Raw genomic sequence first — 17,167 nt, forward strand, 5'->3', positions numbered from 1 at the left:
CCCCCCCCCCCCCCCCCCCCCCCCCCCCCCCCCCCCCCCCTTTTTTTTTTCAACCACAACACGGCATACGAGATACTGATCGGTCTCGTGGGCTCGGAGATGTGTATAAGCATCGACCGAAACCCCGTGATCGCGAACGAGATCGGCGAAACCGCCCGCGTAGCCCTGGCCGATGGAGCGCACCTTCCACCCCGTGTCCCGGCGATAGACCTCGACTGCCACGACGACGGTCTCGCTGCTCAGATCGGGGATGGTGAACGAGAACAGCTCGGTGCCCGCGGCGTCGAAGACACGCGCGATGGGCGGTGGCGTCCTACCGAAGGACGACGACGCGTCGTCGAGTGTGATCACCGCGCGCACCGCGTGGATCTCGGCGGGCACCGCGGCGGGTGTGATCCGTAGCGTCTGCCGGCCGGTGGCGGGCGCAAGCGTGACGCCCGCTCCGGTTGGCTGGTTGTAGAAGACGAAGTCGGCGTCGGAGCGCACGCGCATATCGGGAGTGACCAACAGCGCCGAGAGATCAACCGGCGCAGCAACATCCACGGAGATCGCGATTTCGCCCGCAGGTAGCGGTGCGTTCTGGCCTTTCGACAACACTGTCGTCATATCGCCGTCCTTGCTTGTCGGGTCACTGCGTCGAGCAACCATTCGAGTATCTCTTCACCTGCCAGCGCACCCGACTGTGCCGTGACGGTCACCGTCGGATGCTGCCAATCCAACTCGGCCAACTCGCCGTGAGCGGGCCGGATACCGGCATGGGCAAACTCCAGTAGGTCGACGTCGAGCCTGCCGTCGCCCGCGGCGAAGACCGGGTCGCCAGCTGACAACAGACCATCGTCGACGCAGCGTCGGTATACCTCCGCGACCGCAGCGGATTTGGTGACCGCCTCGGGCACGGCGTAGATCTTGCGACCCTGCTGGGAGGCGACCCACCCGTGCTGGGCACACCACTGCTCCCACTCGGGCAGAAAGTGCTCGGGCTGGCGCTTGGTGTCGACGACCAGGTAGCAGAACAGGTCGTCGGCGGTACGCAGCGTGCTCACCCAATCCTCTTCTGCCGCAACGGCCAATCGCCCAACAACGTCATCGAGCGGCGCAGAACCAGCAGCAACGGCACGTTCGACGCCGCTTCGCCACCTGTGGTCGTCGACACCGTCGACGAGGATGCGGCCGCCGCTGCTGACCACACTGTAGTGAGGTGTTCCTCCCGGGAGCTGGACACGGCCGAACTGCTCGGGAGTCCGTGTAGTCACCGGAACGAAGGGTGCGTGCGCAAGAAGATCGGTGAGAAGCGCGATCGCCGAACTCGTCATGTACGAGAGCGGAGCGTCGCGGTAGATCTCGACGCACACCGGCGACGTATCGCGGAACTGATTCTCTCCCATGGCGTCACGCGAATAGATAAGCGTACGGTCCAGATCGCTCGCCACCAATCCGGTCACGAGTCCTCCTTGATCAGGCCCATGCAGGAGTACGCGAGGTCGGCGCGCACTTCGACGGGTACTCCGCGTTCGGCGGCGAGGATTCGAATGTGTCGGTGCTCGGGTAGGTCGTTGTCTCGCACAAGAACCCGCCACGGTACGCGCCGCAGCAGTACCCGTGTGGTCTCCCCCACACCGGGCTTGACGAAGTTCACCGACGACAGTCCGTACTCCGCGCGGATTGCCTCCACGGACTCCAGGCCCGCCCAGGTCGGTGTGCGATCGGCGGCATCGAAAGCGGCGACGTGCGAGGCGACGGCGTCGCGCACCACGTCGAACTGCGCGGACACGACGTCGAGGAAGTGGTTCGACATGTCGTGTTCGGCGAGGTGGCGATAGAACTTGGCGCCGTGGAACTCGCCGTGGCCGATGTGGTCGGCGTTGAGGACCGTTCGTGAAATCAGCCCGGAGACGGTCGAATTCAAGCACGCCGAGGCGATGAGGAAGTCGTCGCGCGTACCGAAGGTGGTGGTGGCGAATCCGGGGTCGGCGAGAACGGCGAGTTCGTCGGCGAGGCGTGGCCCACCGTCTTGGGCGTAGGCGTCGAGCGCCGCTGACAGCTCGCGCTGGATCGCGCCCTTGCCTGTCCACCCATCGATGAACACCACGGATGTGGGGTCGTGGCGGTCGGTGATGTGGTCGAGGGCGACCGTGTCGATGCCGCGATCGCGAACTATCGAGATCGTGTAATGCGGTGCGGCCCAGCCATGAACATGGTTCAGCCAGCGTCTCAGTAGGATTCCGATGGGCGTGCCCGCCCGCGCGAGCGACACCAGCGTTGGCTCGCGATGTCGCTCGGCAACGATGAGCTCTCCGACGACGCCGACAGCGTGCGCGAGGCGCTGCGCCGAGTCGTCGAGGGTGTCGGCAAACAACTGCTGGTACGCGGCTCCCGGCTGATACTCGATGGGCAACGACTCCGCGTAATGTGCTGTGCCCGACTGGATTCGGCGCTCACGAACGGCCAGATCGGCCTCGAGTTCGATATGCGAGAGGTCTTTCAGGAGCCACGTCACCTCATCGGGCGCGTACGAACCGAAGTCCGGTCCGCGTAGCTCGGAGTTCCGCGCTTGCGGTGTGGTGAGTCGCTGAGCTGTCACGAGTCGCTCCGTGCGTCGCGCAGCGCGCACTGGCCGGTGGCAGTAACTTTCGCGACGACGACGTCGTGGCCCGCCGCGGTCATCACATCGAGGACCCCACCCGGTGCCGTCAGTTCGGGAGTGTCGGCGGGGTCGTCGATGATCAACACGATCCGCGGAAGGTCTGGCGAGCCGTCGGGGTCGAACAGGTTGTAGACGAATCGCGGTGTACCGGGGTCGTGTTCGGGCGCGGTAAAGGTCAGGCCGCGGCGCAGCGGGTAGCCGTCGACGTCGCGGACGAATGCGGGTGAGCGCGTGGTTGTCTGGAACGTCGCGGGGATGCCGGCATGTGCAAGCCCCTCGGCGATGCAGAGCGGCAGATACATCAGCTCCTCGTGGCCAACCACCACAGTGCTTGTCGAAGGCTCGAGTTCAGGCAGCAGTGTCGCCACCGCTTCGTCGACGGCATTGGTGAATCCCGTTGTGTCCGAACGTAGAAAGCCATGGCGTCCGCCCTCGGGCACATCGGCGGGCCACGGTAGCGCCACCGTGGTGACCTCACCCCGGACTCCGATCGGGTTGAGTTGCGTCGAGGGTGACTCCCACACCGCGTCGGTGAGCCCTTCCGGAAGGTCGATGCTGCCCTGCGCAAGCGACACGTACTTGATCCGGATGTCGTTGCTGGACGCGAAATCGGCTGTAGCTGAAAGATGTTCGGGTGAGCGCAGGTCGACGAGCGAAGCGACCACATAGTCACGTCTGCCGGTCGTCTCGTGTATCGCGGTGATGGCGCGCAACGCGGTTGTACCGGTGGAGATCTCGTCGTCGACGAGGATCAACGGACTGTCGGGGTTGGCGGACAGCAACTCGATCGAACTCGGCTGCAACAGATGAGTTGTCGCGTGCGAGTGGCCCTCTTCGAACGACCCGACGGTGAGCGCGCCCGGCGGGCGTCGACGAGTGGAGTGCAGATACGCGTGAGCGGCTAGCCCATGGAAGACGGAGTGGCCCAGGCCCGTTGCCGTCTCGGCGAACCCGAGGACCGTCGACTTCTCGGCCGCGTCGGCGCCGATGCGATCACGGATGAGCGAAGCGAGGTCATCTGCGGCCCGTCGGACGCGTTCGGGAGGGGTGGGGATGTGCTTGCCGAGAACAGTCGACACGAGCAGGTGTGCGCGCCTGCGATTGCGGCGCAGCCCGAGGACGACGAGTTCGTCCATGCTCCAGTCGGATTGAGCGTCGACAGTGGTGTCTGCGATCCTCACCCCGAAGGTGTCGGCGACCCAGCTCGACGTGTCCGCGGAGTCGACGACTTGTGCTGCGCGGGAACCGGTAGCTGTCACGAGAGATCCATCGCGGTGAGGAGGTCGACGAAGCCGACACCGGGGTGGGTGACCCCGAACACGGCTGCCCTGTCGATCACCCGCGACGCCCAATTCCGGTGCGGCTTACGTTCGTTCATCTTGTTCCGATACGTCGATGCCTGCACGCCGCCGGTGTCGGAGGCGAGTACGTCGAGCGCGTCGTGGTACTCCTCGTGGGTCACCGCGCTGAGTGCGTGCACCGCGGCGGCATGGCTCGGGTGGATAACTGTCTTGCCCTGCATACCGTTTGCGCGGTCGAGTGCGATCTCCCGCAGCAATCCGTCGAGGTCTCTGCGAACCAGCTGGCTGCGAAACCACACGGCGCCCTGTTCCTGGAACGGCGTTTGCCGGAGTGCCGGTTTGAACAGGCGCTCGTGATCGGCGAAGTACTCCCACACCGGTCCGGTGATGACGTGCCCCGAGGAGTCGCATCGCCCCAACCGGTTGATGATGGACGCGATTGCGTCTGCGGCCACGCGGACGTCGTAGATGGTCAGGTCGCGATCGCGGCGGATGCCGAACAGTCCGCACATGTCCGTCGCGCCGATGCGAATGGCGAGCACTCGGGACCGGTGCTCGTCGACAGCGTCGCCGATAACCGACAGGTGGTGTTCGCGACTCTCGCGGTGAACGATCCCCGCGGATTCGAGTACCGGCATGGCCCAGAAGTGCCTACCGGCACGAATACTGGCGTCCCGCACCGCAATCAAGAACTCGTGCGCGTTCTCGGCGTCGAACTTCGGCAGCACGAATCCCATGAGCGAGTCGGACGAGCCGATCGCCTCGCTGATGGTCGCGATCTGATCGGCCGAACGGACGCGAACGAACAGCATCATCTCTGCCGCGGCGGTCGAATCGAGTCGGCGTAGTGCGTCGACGGCGCTCTCGATGGCGGTGGCCTGGTCACCGTCGGCGACAGCGTCTTCGAGGTCGATGACCATCGACACGACACCGTCGGCGTGCCGGCGGGTGATCACCTCGGCGAGGTCGGGACGCGTCGCAGGTACGTAGAGGGTGGCCCCGAGCGCGATCGCGAGGCGGTCGGTCGACCATGACGTGGAGACCGGCGATGGCTGCGCGACGAACAACCGTTCCCGCGTCGACTCGGGTAGGTGACGAAAGTGCCTGGCGCCGTTGCCTGCCCGACTCGCACTGGGCGCATCGGTTGTGAGTGTCATCGCCTGGCCACCTGCCCCCTCATCCGCTCGACGATCTCGACGATGCGGCGCTCAATTGCTGTCAGCTCTGTTGAATACGTCCAGTAGTCCGGATGTACCCGATCGAGGGCACTCCGTGAACGGACAATTCGGTCGGCCTGAGCATCGAGCACTGAGCCCCATTCGTCAACCAGAGCGTTGTCGACGGCGAAGTGTTGAGCGTCTCGCAGGCGGAATCGCACGCGCTGTTCGAGAGCGCCGGGGTCGGCGCGCACCTCGCGCAGACCGCGCAGCCTCTCGGCGACCGCATCCACGGCCTGTTCTGCGCCATCGAGTTCGTCCCGGGCGGCTTCGGCCTCGCTGATGGCGAGGTCAGGCGCGTCGGAAAGGTGGGAACGGGCCTGCGCCAATCGGCTATCGGCGGCGTCGAGAAACCGCGAGAACACCTCCTGATTGTCTTGCAGATCGAGCGAACACTCGAGGCTGAACTCTCTGCGGAGGGTCGAGAGTTCGCCCGGCATGCGCTCGGCACGAGTCATGATCCCGCTGCGGCGTGTGTCGACCGAGCGGATGACCCGCTGGCCGCGCTCAGTGAGTGACGGTGCATCGGCGAGCGCGTCGTCGAGCGACTGGCGCGCGGCGAGCACGCGTTGAGCGGTTGCTCGTCTGGCGAGCAGACCCGTTGCCGCCCGCTGTTCGGCCAGCGCGGCGTCGAACCTCTCGGCGGCGACGCGGACGCTCCGCAGCGTCGTCAGGTTGGCTGGTGCCTGCGCGAGTGTGCCGCGCACCTGCGTCGCCGCGACCTGAGCCCGATGTTCGAGCGATGCGACTTCGTCGACGGTGCGCGCCGCACGGCCGAGCTCGGTGGCGTTAGCGTCGGCGAAACGCTGCATCTCGCCCTGGAGTGACCGCAACGCTTCTGTGCACCGCGCGAGTTCGCTCGGTGTTGGTCGTGGTGCATTCGAGAGGTTGAGATAGCCGTCAGTTGCTTGGGAGTAGCGCTCTCGCAACGCATTCCACTCACCCCGCAGCCGCGAACGAGGGTCGAGCTCCTGAGCCGTTGCGACCGCACCGTCTATGCTGCTCAAGGTTTGTTCGGAGTCCAGGAAGGCCGTGGTCATCTGTTGGACGGACGCAGCGGTGTCGGCGGGCACACCTGAGCTGCCACGCTCTCCCCGTCGCCAGAACCTACTGCCCACCGTCTGATGCTATCGACTAGTTTCGTCAGGGTACGACGAGAGGATGAACGTGCAACTGGTACAGCGATCCAAGCGGGTGATCGAGGCGCGTCTGAACAACACCTCGGTTCGCGCGCTTTCCGGTTCGATGGTCGCCTTCGAGGGCCAGGTCAGTTTCAAGTCCGCGGGGTTCGGTGGCGGCGACGGACTCGTCGCCGGGATCAAGCGTCGCGCAACCGGCGAATCGCTGTCGCTCATGGAGGCCGGCGGTACCGGCGTCGTCTACTTCGCGCACAACGCCGCCGAGACGACGATCATCGAACTCAACGGTGAAACGCTTCAGGTGGAGTCGCAGCAACTGATGGTGCTCAACGGCAACCTTCAGACCAACGTCACGTTCGCAGGCATGCAGGGCGCGACAGCCGGTCAAGGACTGTTCACCACGACGGTCAGCGGGCACGGCCAGGTGGGCATCGTGTCGCACGGTGGGCCGCTGATCCACCTCGAGGTCTCGCCGCAGTACCCGCTGATCGTCGACCCCGACGCGTTCGTCTGTGCGCGCGGTGCACTCTCGCAGTCGTTCGTGACCGATGTGTCGTGGCGTTCGGCCGTCGGACAGGGCAGTGGCGAGGCATTCTCGCTGCGTTGGGACGGAACCGGCGTGGTGTCGATCCAGCCGGCGGAACGGTAGGCGAAACGTGTTCACCAAGGTCAACAGCAAGGTCGTGTCGGTCGACGTCGCGCAGTCCGGACCTGTGGTCGCTCGCAGGGGCGCGATGTTGTTCTACACGGGCGACGTCCGGTTCCAGCCGCATCAGATCGCCGGTATGGGAGCGGGATCTGGTGGGATGTCGGGAATCGGAGGTGCCATCGGGCAGCGACTCGCAGGCGAACACGAGTCGACGCTGCTCGCCACCGGACACGGGGTCGTGCACTTCGGGTTCCGGGGCATCGAGGTACAGATCGTCGACGTCGGCAGGGTCGGCGGCCTGATCCGGGTTGAAGCGTCGCGCACGCTGGCCTACACGTCCGGCCTGCAGGCGTCTGTGGTGTCGGTGACCGCCCAGGGCGGCGGCGGTGGCGGTGGTGGTGGCGGTCTGTTCGGTTCGCTGCGGTCCGCCGCTGCGGGCGCGGTCACGGGGCAGGGCATGTTCACCACTCAGCTGTCCGGTCAGGGGCAGGTGGTGATTCTCGGCCACGGCGGAGTCTTCGAACTCGGGGTCGCCCCCGACCGTCCACCCGTCACCGTCGATCCCCAGGCGTATGTCGCGGCAGCGGGACAGGTGACCACCACGCTGACGTCGAACGTGAGTTGGCGCAACGTCGGCCGAACCGGTGGCGAAGCAATGCAGTTGCAGTGTGCGGGTCATGGAACCGTGTACGTACAGGCGTCCGAGGAGAAGCTGTGAGCGCACTCAACACCGTGTGGAATCCGATGTCGCTGCCGGTCGACGACAACATCGAGGGCAACGACTACTCGTTCTGCATCGAGCTCAACTCCCCGTGGTTCATGTCGAAGGGCGCGATGATCGCGTTCTACGGGCAGATGAAGTTCAGCTCGTTGCAGCACGGGTTGAACGGTCAGCTCCTCCAGATGGTGGCCCAACAGTTCTCTGCGCCTCTGTATCTCGGCGATTACGTGGTGGCCGAGGGACACGGGAAGCTGATCATCGGAGACCGTGGATACAACATCAACTCCTACGACCTCGAAGACGGCAACCTGACGATCAGAGCCGCGAATCTCCTTGCTTTCCAACCGCAACTCTCGTTGAAACAGTCGATCGTGCCCGGCTTCCTCACCCTGCTCGGCACGGGAAAGTTCCTCGCATCGTCGAACGGCCCGGTCATGTTCGTCGAACCCCCGGTGCGGGTCGACCCGGAAGCGCTTGTGGGCTGGGCGGATTGCCCGTCACCGAGTCACCACTACGACCAGTCGTGGGTCACCGACCTCATCGCGGCAACCGCTCACCGGATGGGTGTGCAGTCGGGCGAGGAAAAGCAGTTCGACTTCACCGGCAGCGGAACGGTTCTCGTGCAGTCGAGCGAGAAGGTTCGCAGCGACTTCTCCATCGTCCGCACCATTCAAGGACAGTTGTCCGGACTCTCGGTGCCGGGTCTGCAGCAGATCAACCAGGAGGTCTCCCGGCAGTTGGGGCAGCAGCAGGGCTGAGACGTGGCTCTGTCAGAGCTGCCACATAAACCACGAGAACCCGGTTACGACAACGAATGTCGTCGTAACCGGGTTCTGCGGTTTCGTCGTACGTGCTACTTGCGGCCCGCTGTCCAGTTCATCCCGAAGCCGTAGGCCTCGTCGATGTGCCTCTGCGCGCCTTGGATGTAGCGCACCTCGCGGCTGACGCTGAGCTCGTTGGCATTGCTGGTGAGCATTGCGATGGCACAGGAGACCGCGCGGTCGTCTGCTGAATCCAGGCGAACCTCGACCTGCGGCCCCGAACTCGGGAACAGTGTCACGACGCCATTGGCCGACGACCAGTTCGGGGTGCCCTCGTAGATGTAGGCGAAGATCAGGACCCGACGGAAGCGTCCGATGTCGGAGAGGTTGATGTGCAGATTCTCGCCGCCGGTGCTGCTTCCACTGCGATCATCGCCGTCGAGCAAGATGTAGGGCGCGCGATCGAGCGAGCCGAACGAATTGCCCAGCGCCTGCACGACGCCCCTACTGCCATCGGCGAGCTCATACATGGCCCCGAGGTCGAGGTCGATGCCCGAGGAGCGCTTGAAGAATCTACCTCCACCGGAACCCTGGTCCCAGTTGAGGTTGACTCGCATGTTTCCCTGGCCGTCACCCCTTTTGGCGAGCGAGATCGTCGGGGTCGATTTGCTCAGTGTCACCTTGTTCATGTTGATCGCCATCGGATTTTCCTTCCGGGGTGTCTTCGGGGTGGTTGCGGCGTCGAATGATGCTGGAGACCAAAGCCGCGATGATGAGTACGACGCCGACAAGGCCTGTGACCACTTCGGGGACGTGGGTGCCGATCGAGTACATGAGGATCAGCGCCAGTGCGCCGATCGCCCAGTGAGCGCCGTGCTCGAGGTAGACGTACTCGCTGAGCGTGCCCTTGCGAACAAGGAAGACGGTCAGCGAACGCACGAACATCGCGCCGATGAAGCCGAGGCCCAACGCGATGATGATCGGGTCGGCGGTGATGGCGAATGCTCCGATGACGCCGTCGAACGAGAACGACGCGTCGAGCACCTCGAGGTAGAGGAACAGGAAGAAGCCTGCTTTACCTGTCGCCTTGGCGAGTTCACTGGGGCCCGAGCGAGGCAGCGATTCAGATTCGGCGCCTTCTTCGAGTTCCTCCGGGGTGTTGAACAGTTCGCCGAGCCCGTTGACCAGGATGTAGGTGGTCATGCCCAGTACGCCGGCGAAGAGCACCGTCGAGCGCTCGTCGTCGGGTGCGATCCATTCAGCGGTGATGACGAGGACGGCCACAGCGACGACAACGGAGAGTTGGTCGAGCCTGCCGATGCGCTCGAGCGGTCGCTCGATCCACCGCAGCCAGTGGATCTCCTTCTCCTCGAAGACGAAGCCGAGGAACAGCATCAGCAGGAACATGCCACCGAACGCCGCGATCTGCGGGTGCGCGTCGGTGATGATCTGCTCGTAGGTCGGAGAGCCGTCGGTCGGCGGATTGAGCGCGAGACGCAGCGCCTCGACGGGATTCAGCTTGGCGCTCAACCAGACGATCACGAGCGGAAAGACCAGCCGCATGCCGAAGACCGCGATCAGCACACCGATGGTCAAGAAGATCTTCTGCCAGAACGCGCTCATGCGTCGCAGCACGGTCGCGTTGATGACCGCGTTGTCGAAGGAGAGCGACACCTCGAGGATGCCGAGGATGAGTGTGAGGAACAGGGCGGTTGGGCCGCCATAGATGAATGCGACCACCAGCGAGGCGATCGTGATGGCGATGGACAGCCCGAATATTCGGAAGATCACGGTGGAGCGGCCTTTCTTGCATCACCGAAGTAGGGAGACCACGTATCCCGATGCCGGGCTCACGCGGTCAAACAAGCCAGATGCCGCGCCTGCGAATGTCAGGCGCGGCATCGTAGCGACGTGGATCAGACGTTGACGCCGAAGTCGCGGGCGATACCCGCGAGACCCGACGCGTAGCCCTGGCCGACGGCGCGGAACTTCCAGTCGGCACCGCTGCGGTACAGCTCTCCGAAGACCATCGCGGTCTCGGTCGACGCGTCCTCGGACAGGTCGTAGCGGGCGATCTCGGAGCCGTTGGCGCGATTGACGACGCGGATGTAGGCGTTGCGAACCTGACCGAACGACTGACCGCGCGAGTCGGCGTCGTAGATCGAGACCGGGAAGACGATGGAGTCGATGTTGGGAGGGGTGCCCGCGAGATCGACGTTGATGACCTCGTCGTCGCCGTCACCCTCACCGGTCGTGTTGTCACCGGCGTGCTCGATGGAGCCCTCCGGCGAGCGGAGGTTGTTGAAGAACACGAAGTGCTGGTCGGAGAGCACCCGCTTGTCGGTACCGCACGCGATTGCGCTGGCGTCGAGGTCGAACTCGACACCGGTGGTGGTCCGCGCGTCCCAGCCGAGGCCGACTGCGACAGCCGTGAGGCCGGGAGCCTCCTTGGTCAGCGATACGTTTCCACCCTTGCTCAGGCTGACGCCCATGTTTCGTGCCTTTCTGCCGCGGTGTGGCGGGAGCCACTGTCGAATGACGGTCACATCGTAAGTGACAAGTCGGACATATTGCCGACGCGCCCGCCACCCTACCCACGGACGGCTGACGGGAACATAGAAGCTGGTTGGCCGTAGGCCGAGGGAATGATGTCGATCCGGGTGGCGGGGCGTCGAACGCCGACGGTGGTCGAACCGCGACGGCCGAACGGACTGGTCACTGCGCCAACAGCTTCTTCTGCACCTTGCCCATCGCGTTGCGTGGAAGTGAGTCGACGCGCCTGATTTCCCGGGGCCGCTTGTGCTGGGACAACTCGGTGGCCACGAGCCCGATGAGCTCGTCGTCGGGAACTGCTGATCCGACGACATAGGCGACGATCCGCTGCCCGAGGTCGTCGTCGGGAACGCCGATCACCGCGACCTCGTCGACGGCGGGGTGCCCGAGTAGGACGGTCTCGATCTCGCCCGCGCCGACACGAAATCCGCCCGACTTGATCAGATCGGTCGACGCACGGCCGACGATGCGGTGCATGCCGTCGTCGCCGATCACCGCGACGTCGCCCGTCGCGAACCAGCCGTCGGCGAGCCAACTCTCGGCCGTGGCCTCCGGCCGGTTCAGGTATCCCGACCCGACCATCGGTCCGCGCACGTGGAGGTCGCCGACCGACTCGCCGTCGTGCGGTAGATCCGTTGCACCGGAGTCGATCTCGCTGCTGCGCAGCCGTGTTTCGACGCCGCGCAGCGGTACTCCCACCCAGCCTGGTCGGCGCTCGCCGTCGAATCGGGTCGACACGGTGATCATGGTCTCGGTCATGCCGTATCGTTCGACGATCTCGTGTCCGGTCAGCTCACGAATCCTGTCGAACACCGGGACGGGCAGCGGGGCACTTCCCGACACCAGTAGTCGTGCTGAGGAAAGTGACTGCGCTGCAGCAGGATCGGCGCCGATGCGGGTCCAGACCGTCGGCACTCCGAAGAACATCGACGCACCGCGAGCGGCCGCGTCGGCGTAACCCGCGGGGGTCGGCTTGACGGTGTGAATCAGCTTGCCGCCGCGGCGAAGTGGGCCGAGAACGCCGAGGATCAGTCCGTGGACATGAAATAGCGGCAAGCCGTGGGCGAGAGTGTCGTCGGAGGTCCACGCCCACGCATCGGCCAGTGCGTCGAGTCCGGCGGCGATCGCGCGGCGGGTGATCGGCACGCCCTTGGGAAGCCCGGTGGTGCCCGAGGTGTACAGGATCAGCGCGGTCGACTCGCCGGGAGGTTCGGGATGCGAATGCCACGAGCGGGCGAAGCGTCGGATCGGGATCACCGGCAGTGTCGTCGAATCGGGTGCGGTGCCGAGCCACGCCTGTGCACCCGAGTCGGTCAGAATGTGCTCGAGTTCGCGCGGGCCGGAATCCGGCGGTACGGGAACGATCGCAACTCCCGCAATGAGGCCGCCGACGACGGCGAGAACTGTCTCGATCGTCGGATGGGCGAGCACGGCCAACGTGCGTGCTCCGCGAATCCGTTCTGCGACAGCGGTTGCCGCACCGACGAGGTCTTCGCGCGAGAGCGCGTCGTCGCCGACGGTCACCGCGTCGGGGTCATCGGGCGCGGCGGGGACGAGGTAAGGCAACAACACGTCTCTCACTGTGCCACGGCCTTGCTTGTGGCACTATCCTCCTCGGCCACGATCATCAGACTCATACCAGCAGCGCGACCTTGCCGCCCGCGTGTCCGCCCGAGACGAGTTCGAGAGCCGCACGCGCTTGTGACAGGTGGAAGGTGTGGGCGACCGGAACCACCAGGTCGCCTGCCGCGGCGTGCGCGATCAACTCCGCCCGAACCGAATCGCGGTAGGCGGCACTCTCTGGCTGTGTACCGCCAAGAGCTACAAGTCCGTCTCGCTGAGCGCGGTCGCGCGCCACGATGGTGACGATGCGTGAGCGGTCGGCGACCAACTCCTCGGATGTATCGATGGCCTCGTCGGTACCGGCCGCGTCGAGTGCGGCGTCGACGCCGTTCGGGGCCAGCGCGCGAACACGATCGGTCAGACCTGGGCCGTATTCGACTGGGAGACCACCGAATTCGACGACCCGCTCAAAACTACGCGGACTCGCCGTCCCGATCACGGTGATGCCGCGCAGCAGCGCGAGTTGCAACACCGCCATGCCGACCGCGCCCGACGCGCCGTGCAAGAGGATCGTGTCGCCGGTCGCCGCGCGTGACGCCCGAAGCATGTCGGCGGCGGTCGTGCCCGCGAGCAGCAGGTTTGCAGCCGAGGCCTCATTGAGCGTCGAAGGCTTTGCGAACACCTTGTCAGCGGGCACCGTCAACGCGGTCGCGTAGCCGCCGTATACGCGGAATGCGAGGACGTCTTCGCCGGGAGATGCTGCGCCAGAGGCAATCTCGGTGCCCGGTCCGAGTGCCGCGATCACTCCGGACACCTCGTAGCCGACAGGGACCGGAAAGTCCGATGCGGTCAGCGTGTGCTTGAGGTCCGCGGGATTGACGCCTGCGGCGAGCACTTCGATACTGACCTCGCCCGGCCCGGGTGGATGGAGCTGATCATCGATGAATGCGAAGTCGTCGAGACCGCCGGGACCGGTCGCCACCCACCGTTGCACGCGCATGGTTCAACACTACTGATCAGCGCGGAGGCGTCGGCTTTCAGTGGCGGGTTCACAGTTGCTCGGGCCGTACCCAACCGTCTGCGATGAGTGCGAGCAGCAGCTCGGCCTTGTTGGAGACGGGCCTGCCGGCGTTGAGATACCGCTGCCGAACCCGACGATAGTGCTCGCGTGCCGTGCTCTCGGCGATGAAGAACCGGCGAGCCGTCTCGCGCAGCGTCGCGCCGAGGACGTATGCGGTGAGGATCTCGCGCTCGCGTTCGGTGAGGTGGATGCGGGGGACGCGGGGTTGGGCCGACTCCGACCTTCCGGCCAGCGCGGCCAAGACGTCGAGCGCATGTCCGGGGTCGGTGATGTCGATGCTGCGTGCGTCCGATACCGGCACGCCGATCGCGCCGATCACGGTGCCGTTCAGCGCGCGAATGGACCGGACCTGAGCGACGCGGCGCGCGGACCGCACGATCGTGATGCCCGGGGCGTCGAGTCCGCCGAGTGAATCGGTCGCGTTGTCGAGGTCGATGATGACTGCGCGATGTCCGGCGTCCTCGACGAACACGGCCAGCGCCGAGTCGATGACGTCGTGTTCTGCGATGATTACCGCGGTGGGTGCGGTCCTGACGGCCTCCAAAGGTGCGGTGTCGAGTTCGCTGACGACGTCGGCAGTCATTGAGGTCCCCCCGGAAAATGTGCAGCGCGCGAGTGTGCATTTGATGTACTCGAGCAAATCGAGCATAAAGAATCCTGCCCCCGGCGGCTGCGCAAGTCAGCACTTGTGATGACATATATGTGCGGGGTTCACGCACGAAAACGCCTAACGCAGACATGTGCATGCAAGATCGCGCATGAAAAGTGGCATGAGAGGCGTAATCACGCATGCGAACCCACGCTCGAGGGGAGTTGCCATGGAAGGGATGCGCATCCTGATCGCATCACCGCTTGGGCACGTGGTGGCCGAACCGGTGGGTTCGGCTATCGAGGGTGCCACTGTTGTCGTGGCCCGCGACCAGGAAGAATTCGTCCGCAGCGTGTCCGGGCGCGTACGGTTCGACGTCGTCTGCGCCGACCTCATCTGGAATCGACCCGACATCGAGTGGACGTTCGACGGTCTGGACGTCCTCGACGGCCTCCATCATGCCGACCGCCTCGCGCCGGTGCTCTTGGCGACCCAGGGACACTCCATGGAGATCGATCATCTCGAAGAAGCACGGCTGCGGCCGGACGTCTGGGGCGTCGTCGCCAAGGCCGACGGATTCGGCTCGCTGATCGCGGCGCTGCGCACCGTCGCTCACGGCTCGAAGCTCGACGACCGGGTGCCCTCGCCGACTCACCCGCCGCTGTACGAGTTGTTCTCCGGCAGGCGCGGGATCACGGCGGCACGCATGGCAGGCGCCATTGCCGCGGGAAATGCGTCGGACAACGCGACACTGGCGACGGTTGCGAAGGTGTCGCACAACACCGCGAACAAGGTGACCAGCCACTACCTCGGTCCTCTCATGCTCGAGCGCCGCGAACACGACGACCGCCTCCCGCTCACCCAGGCGTCGGTGTACCGCTGGTGCGGCCTGCACGCGCGATACATCGTGAGCTGGTGCCGACGACACGGACACGAGGACGTGTTGGCGCCGCAGGCGTGAGTATCGCTGCCCCTCGGGCGACACAACACCCACACACTCGACACCCACATACGACGATGCCCCTCGGTCCGGAAGTCCGGACCAAGGGGCATCGTGTGGCGTGACGGTGTCAGACCGTCGGATCAGCCCTCGATGAACGTCTCGAGCTGCTGGCGCGCGACGTCGTCGGCGAGCTGCTCGGGCGGGCTCTTCATCAGGTAGGCCGAGGCGGGCAGGATCGGTCCGCCGATGCCGCGGTCCTTGGCGATCTTCGCGGCGCGCACGGCGTCGATGATGATGCCTGCCGAGTTGGGGGAGTCCCAGACCTCGAGCTTGTACTCCAGGTTCAGCGGCACGTCGCCGAAGGCGCGACCCTCGAGGCGGACGTAGGCCCACTTGCGGTCGTCGAGCCATGCGACGTGGTCCGACGGTCCGATGTGAACGTTCTTGTCCTCGACCTTGCCGGCGAGCGAGCCGGTGAGGTTCGACGTGACGGCCTGGGTCTTGGAGACCTTCTTCGACTCGAGGCGCTCACGCTCGAGCATGTTCTTGAAGTCCATGTTGCCGCCGACGTTGAGCTGGTAGGTGCGGTCGAGTGCCACGCCGCGATCCTCGAACAGCTTGGCCATCACGCGGTGGGTGATGGTCGCGCCGACCTGGCTCTTGATGTCGTCGCCGACGATCGGCACGCCTGCGGCGCGGAACTTCTCGGCCCACTCGGGGTCGGAGGCGATGAACACCGGCAGTGCGTTGACGAAGGCGACGCCCGCGTCGATCGCGCACTGTGCGTAGAACTTGTCAGCCTGCTCGGAGCCGACGGGGAGGTAGGAGACCAGGACGTCAACGTCGTTGTCCTTGAGGGTCTTCACGACGTCGACGCCGTCGCCGTCGGCCTCGGTGATGGTCTGCAGGTAGTACTTGCCGAGACCGTCGAGGGTGTGGCCGCGCTGCACGGTGACACCGGTCGGCGGGACGTCGGCGATCTTGATGGTGTTGTTCTCGCTCGCGAAGATCGCGTCGGAGAGGTCGAAGCCGACCTTCTTGGCGTCGACGTCGAACGCGGCGACGAACTCGACGTCGCGCACGTGATACTGACCGAACTTGACGTGCATCAGACCGGGGACGGTCGAGTTCTCGTCGGCATCCTTGTAGTACTGAACGCCCTGGACCAAGGATGAAGCGCAGTTTCCTACGCCCACTATGGCCACGCGCACCTTATTGGGCTCACCCATGGTCGGGTTCTCCTTCTTTTTCTCTGGGACCGCGAACGTCGCTGGACCCTGGAACGTGGGTTACCGCCGGCGAATTCTGCGTCACCGGGGTGGTGTCGAGCGCAGCCGATTCCGGCGGCTCGGGTGTTTCCTGTGTCCCGTCGCGACCCGGCTGTGGGTTCGCGTCCGGAAGTGTGTGTTCTGCGGCGATGAGTTCGTTGAGCCAGCGCACCTCGCGCTCGCTCGATTCCAGACTCAGCTCGTGCAGTTGGCGGGTGTAGCGATCCGACGCGCGTGTCGCTCGTGTGACGAGTTCGCGCAATCCCTCACGCCGTTCCTCGACCTGACGCCGACGCCCTTCGAGAATCCGCATCCGGGCCACAGCGGGGGTGCGGGAGAAAAAGGCCAGGTGGACGCCGAATCCGTCGTCGGTGTAGTTCTGCGGTCCGGTGTCGGCGACCAGCTCGTTGAAGCGGATGCGACCCTTCTCGGTCAGTTGGTACACGCGGCGGCCGCGACGCACCTTCATGCCCGCGGGTGTGCTCGCTTCGTCGATCAGTCCGTCGGCCTGCATCCTGCGCAGCGTCGGATACAGCGATCCGTACGAGAACGCGCGGAATGCGCCCAGCAACCCCGTGAGGCGTTTGCGCAGCTCGTAGCCGTGCATGGGCGATTCGAGCAGCAATCCGAGAATGGCGAGCTCCAGCATGGGTGCGCACCTCCTCGGAGTCTCATGGCTGATCGCGCACGCCGGGAGAGTCCGATGGGACGGCACGGCATGTCGCGTCGATGTGGTTT

The 17,167-nt window shown here is 65.3% G+C and carries 18 protein-coding genes; 4 read left to right on the forward strand and 14 right to left on the reverse strand.

The genetic code is table 11. The annotated features are described in order from the left end of the window. The 6 genes from A5788_RS16175 to A5788_RS16200 all read right to left on the reverse strand — a co-directional run. A partial coding sequence (locus A5788_RS16175) for a TerD family protein (RefSeq protein ID WP_197502773.1) occupies nucleotides 1–606 on the reverse strand: 606 nt, incomplete at its 3' end. Then, a complete protein-coding gene (locus tag A5788_RS16180) occupies nucleotides 603–1,442 on the reverse strand; it encodes a hypothetical protein (protein ID WP_064868804.1) in 840 nt (279 codons plus the stop codon). The genes A5788_RS16175 and A5788_RS16180, both read right to left, overlap by 4 nt. Continuing rightward, nucleotides 1,439–2,581, reverse strand: a complete 1,143-nt coding sequence (locus A5788_RS16185) for a cysteine protease StiP family protein (RefSeq protein ID WP_064868827.1) — start codon at nucleotides 2,579–2,581, stop codon at nucleotides 1,439–1,441. The genes A5788_RS16180 and A5788_RS16185 overlap by 4 nt, the downstream gene beginning before the upstream one ends. Continuing rightward, a complete protein-coding gene (locus A5788_RS16190) occupies nucleotides 2,578–3,903 on the reverse strand; it encodes a phosphoribosyltransferase family protein (protein WP_064868801.1) in 1,326 nt (441 codons plus the stop codon). The genes A5788_RS16185 and A5788_RS16190 overlap by 4 nt, the downstream gene beginning before the upstream one ends. Beyond that, nucleotides 3,900–5,102 (reverse strand): HpcH/HpaI aldolase/citrate lyase family protein, encoded by a 1,203-nt coding sequence (locus tag A5788_RS16195; protein ID WP_064868797.1) that lies wholly within the window; start codon nucleotides 5,100–5,102, stop codon nucleotides 3,900–3,902. The genes A5788_RS16190 and A5788_RS16195 overlap by 4 nt, the downstream gene beginning before the upstream one ends. Further along, on the reverse strand, nucleotides 5,099–6,202 hold the full coding sequence (locus tag A5788_RS16200) for a hypothetical protein (protein WP_064868824.1): 1,104 nt from the start codon (nucleotides 6,200–6,202) through the stop codon (nucleotides 5,099–5,101). The genes A5788_RS16195 and A5788_RS16200 overlap by 4 nt, the downstream gene beginning before the upstream one ends. 127 nt (nucleotides 6,203–6,329) lie before the next feature. Between A5788_RS16200 and A5788_RS16205 the strand changes: the two genes are divergently transcribed. From A5788_RS16205 to A5788_RS16215, 3 genes are read left to right on the forward strand one after another with little or no spacing between them, the layout of a single operon-like run. Then, nucleotides 6,330–6,950 (forward strand): AIM24 family protein, encoded by a 621-nt coding sequence (locus A5788_RS16205; protein ID WP_049699468.1) that lies wholly within the window; start codon nucleotides 6,330–6,332, stop codon nucleotides 6,948–6,950. Nucleotides 6,951–6,957: 7 nt separating this feature from the next. Beyond that, nucleotides 6,958–7,668 (forward strand): AIM24 family protein, encoded by a 711-nt coding sequence (locus tag A5788_RS16210; protein WP_064868794.1) that lies wholly within the window; start codon nucleotides 6,958–6,960, stop codon nucleotides 7,666–7,668. Beyond that, nucleotides 7,665–8,429, forward strand: coding sequence for an AIM24 family protein (locus A5788_RS16215; protein WP_064868791.1), 765 nt, complete (start codon nucleotides 7,665–7,667; stop codon nucleotides 8,427–8,429). Before A5788_RS16210 ends, A5788_RS16215 begins: the two co-directional genes overlap by 4 nt. A 95-nt stretch (nucleotides 8,430–8,524) precedes the next feature. Here A5788_RS16215 and A5788_RS16220 read toward each other — a convergent pair whose 3' ends face one another. The 6 genes from A5788_RS16220 to A5788_RS16245 form a co-directional block, all read right to left on the reverse strand. Continuing rightward, the gene (locus A5788_RS16220; RefSeq protein ID WP_064868788.1) at nucleotides 8,525–9,133 is read right to left on the reverse strand and encodes a TerD family protein; all 609 of its coding nucleotides are present in this window, start codon (nucleotides 9,131–9,133) and stop codon (nucleotides 8,525–8,527) included. Further along, the gene (locus tag A5788_RS16225; protein ID WP_049699259.1) at nucleotides 9,063–10,223 is read right to left on the reverse strand and encodes a DUF475 domain-containing protein; all 1,161 of its coding nucleotides are present in this window, start codon (nucleotides 10,221–10,223) and stop codon (nucleotides 9,063–9,065) included. Before A5788_RS16225 ends, A5788_RS16220 begins: the two co-directional genes overlap by 71 nt. Nucleotides 10,224–10,348: 125 nt before the next feature. Further along, a complete protein-coding gene (locus A5788_RS16230) occupies nucleotides 10,349–10,924 on the reverse strand; it encodes a TerD family protein (RefSeq protein WP_049699260.1) in 576 nt (191 codons plus the stop codon). Between the two features lie 223 nt (nucleotides 10,925–11,147). Next, entirely contained in the window at nucleotides 11,148–12,557 is a 1,410-nt protein-coding gene (locus A5788_RS16235) for an acyl-CoA synthetase (protein ID WP_064868785.1), read from the reverse strand. 61 nt (nucleotides 12,558–12,618) lie between these two features. Beyond that, on the reverse strand, nucleotides 12,619–13,548 hold the full coding sequence (locus A5788_RS16240) for an NADP-dependent oxidoreductase (RefSeq protein ID WP_064868782.1): 930 nt from the start codon (nucleotides 13,546–13,548) through the stop codon (nucleotides 12,619–12,621). Between the two features lie 49 nt (nucleotides 13,549–13,597). Then, nucleotides 13,598–14,212 carry a helix-turn-helix transcriptional regulator gene (locus A5788_RS16245; RefSeq protein ID WP_231894352.1) on the reverse strand — a complete coding sequence of 205 codons (615 nt, stop codon included), beginning with the start codon at nucleotides 14,210–14,212 and terminating at the stop codon, nucleotides 13,598–13,600. 235 nt (nucleotides 14,213–14,447) lie between these two features. On the opposite strand from A5788_RS16245, the gene A5788_RS16250 reads away from it, so the two are divergent. Continuing rightward, entirely contained in the window at nucleotides 14,448–15,179 is a 732-nt protein-coding gene (locus tag A5788_RS16250) for a hypothetical protein (protein ID WP_064868780.1), read from the forward strand. Nucleotides 15,180–15,301: 122 nt separating this feature from the next. Here the strand turns inward: A5788_RS16250 and A5788_RS16255 are convergent, their stop codons facing one another. Together A5788_RS16255 and A5788_RS16260 are read right to left on the reverse strand one after the other, a co-directional pair. After that, complete coding sequence (locus A5788_RS16255; protein WP_049699263.1) at nucleotides 15,302–16,390, reverse strand: inositol-3-phosphate synthase; 1,089 nt, start codon at nucleotides 16,388–16,390, stop codon at nucleotides 15,302–15,304. Further along, nucleotides 16,383–17,078, reverse strand: coding sequence for a PadR family transcriptional regulator (locus A5788_RS16260; protein WP_064868777.1), 696 nt, complete (start codon nucleotides 17,076–17,078; stop codon nucleotides 16,383–16,385). Before A5788_RS16260 ends, A5788_RS16255 begins: the two co-directional genes overlap by 8 nt. Between the last annotated feature and the right edge of the window lie 89 nt (nucleotides 17,079–17,167).

The organism is Gordonia sp. 852002-50816_SCH5313054-c (genome assembly GCF_001665925.1).
Taxonomy (GTDB): Bacteria; Actinomycetota; Actinomycetes; order Mycobacteriales; family Mycobacteriaceae; genus Gordonia; species Gordonia jacobaea.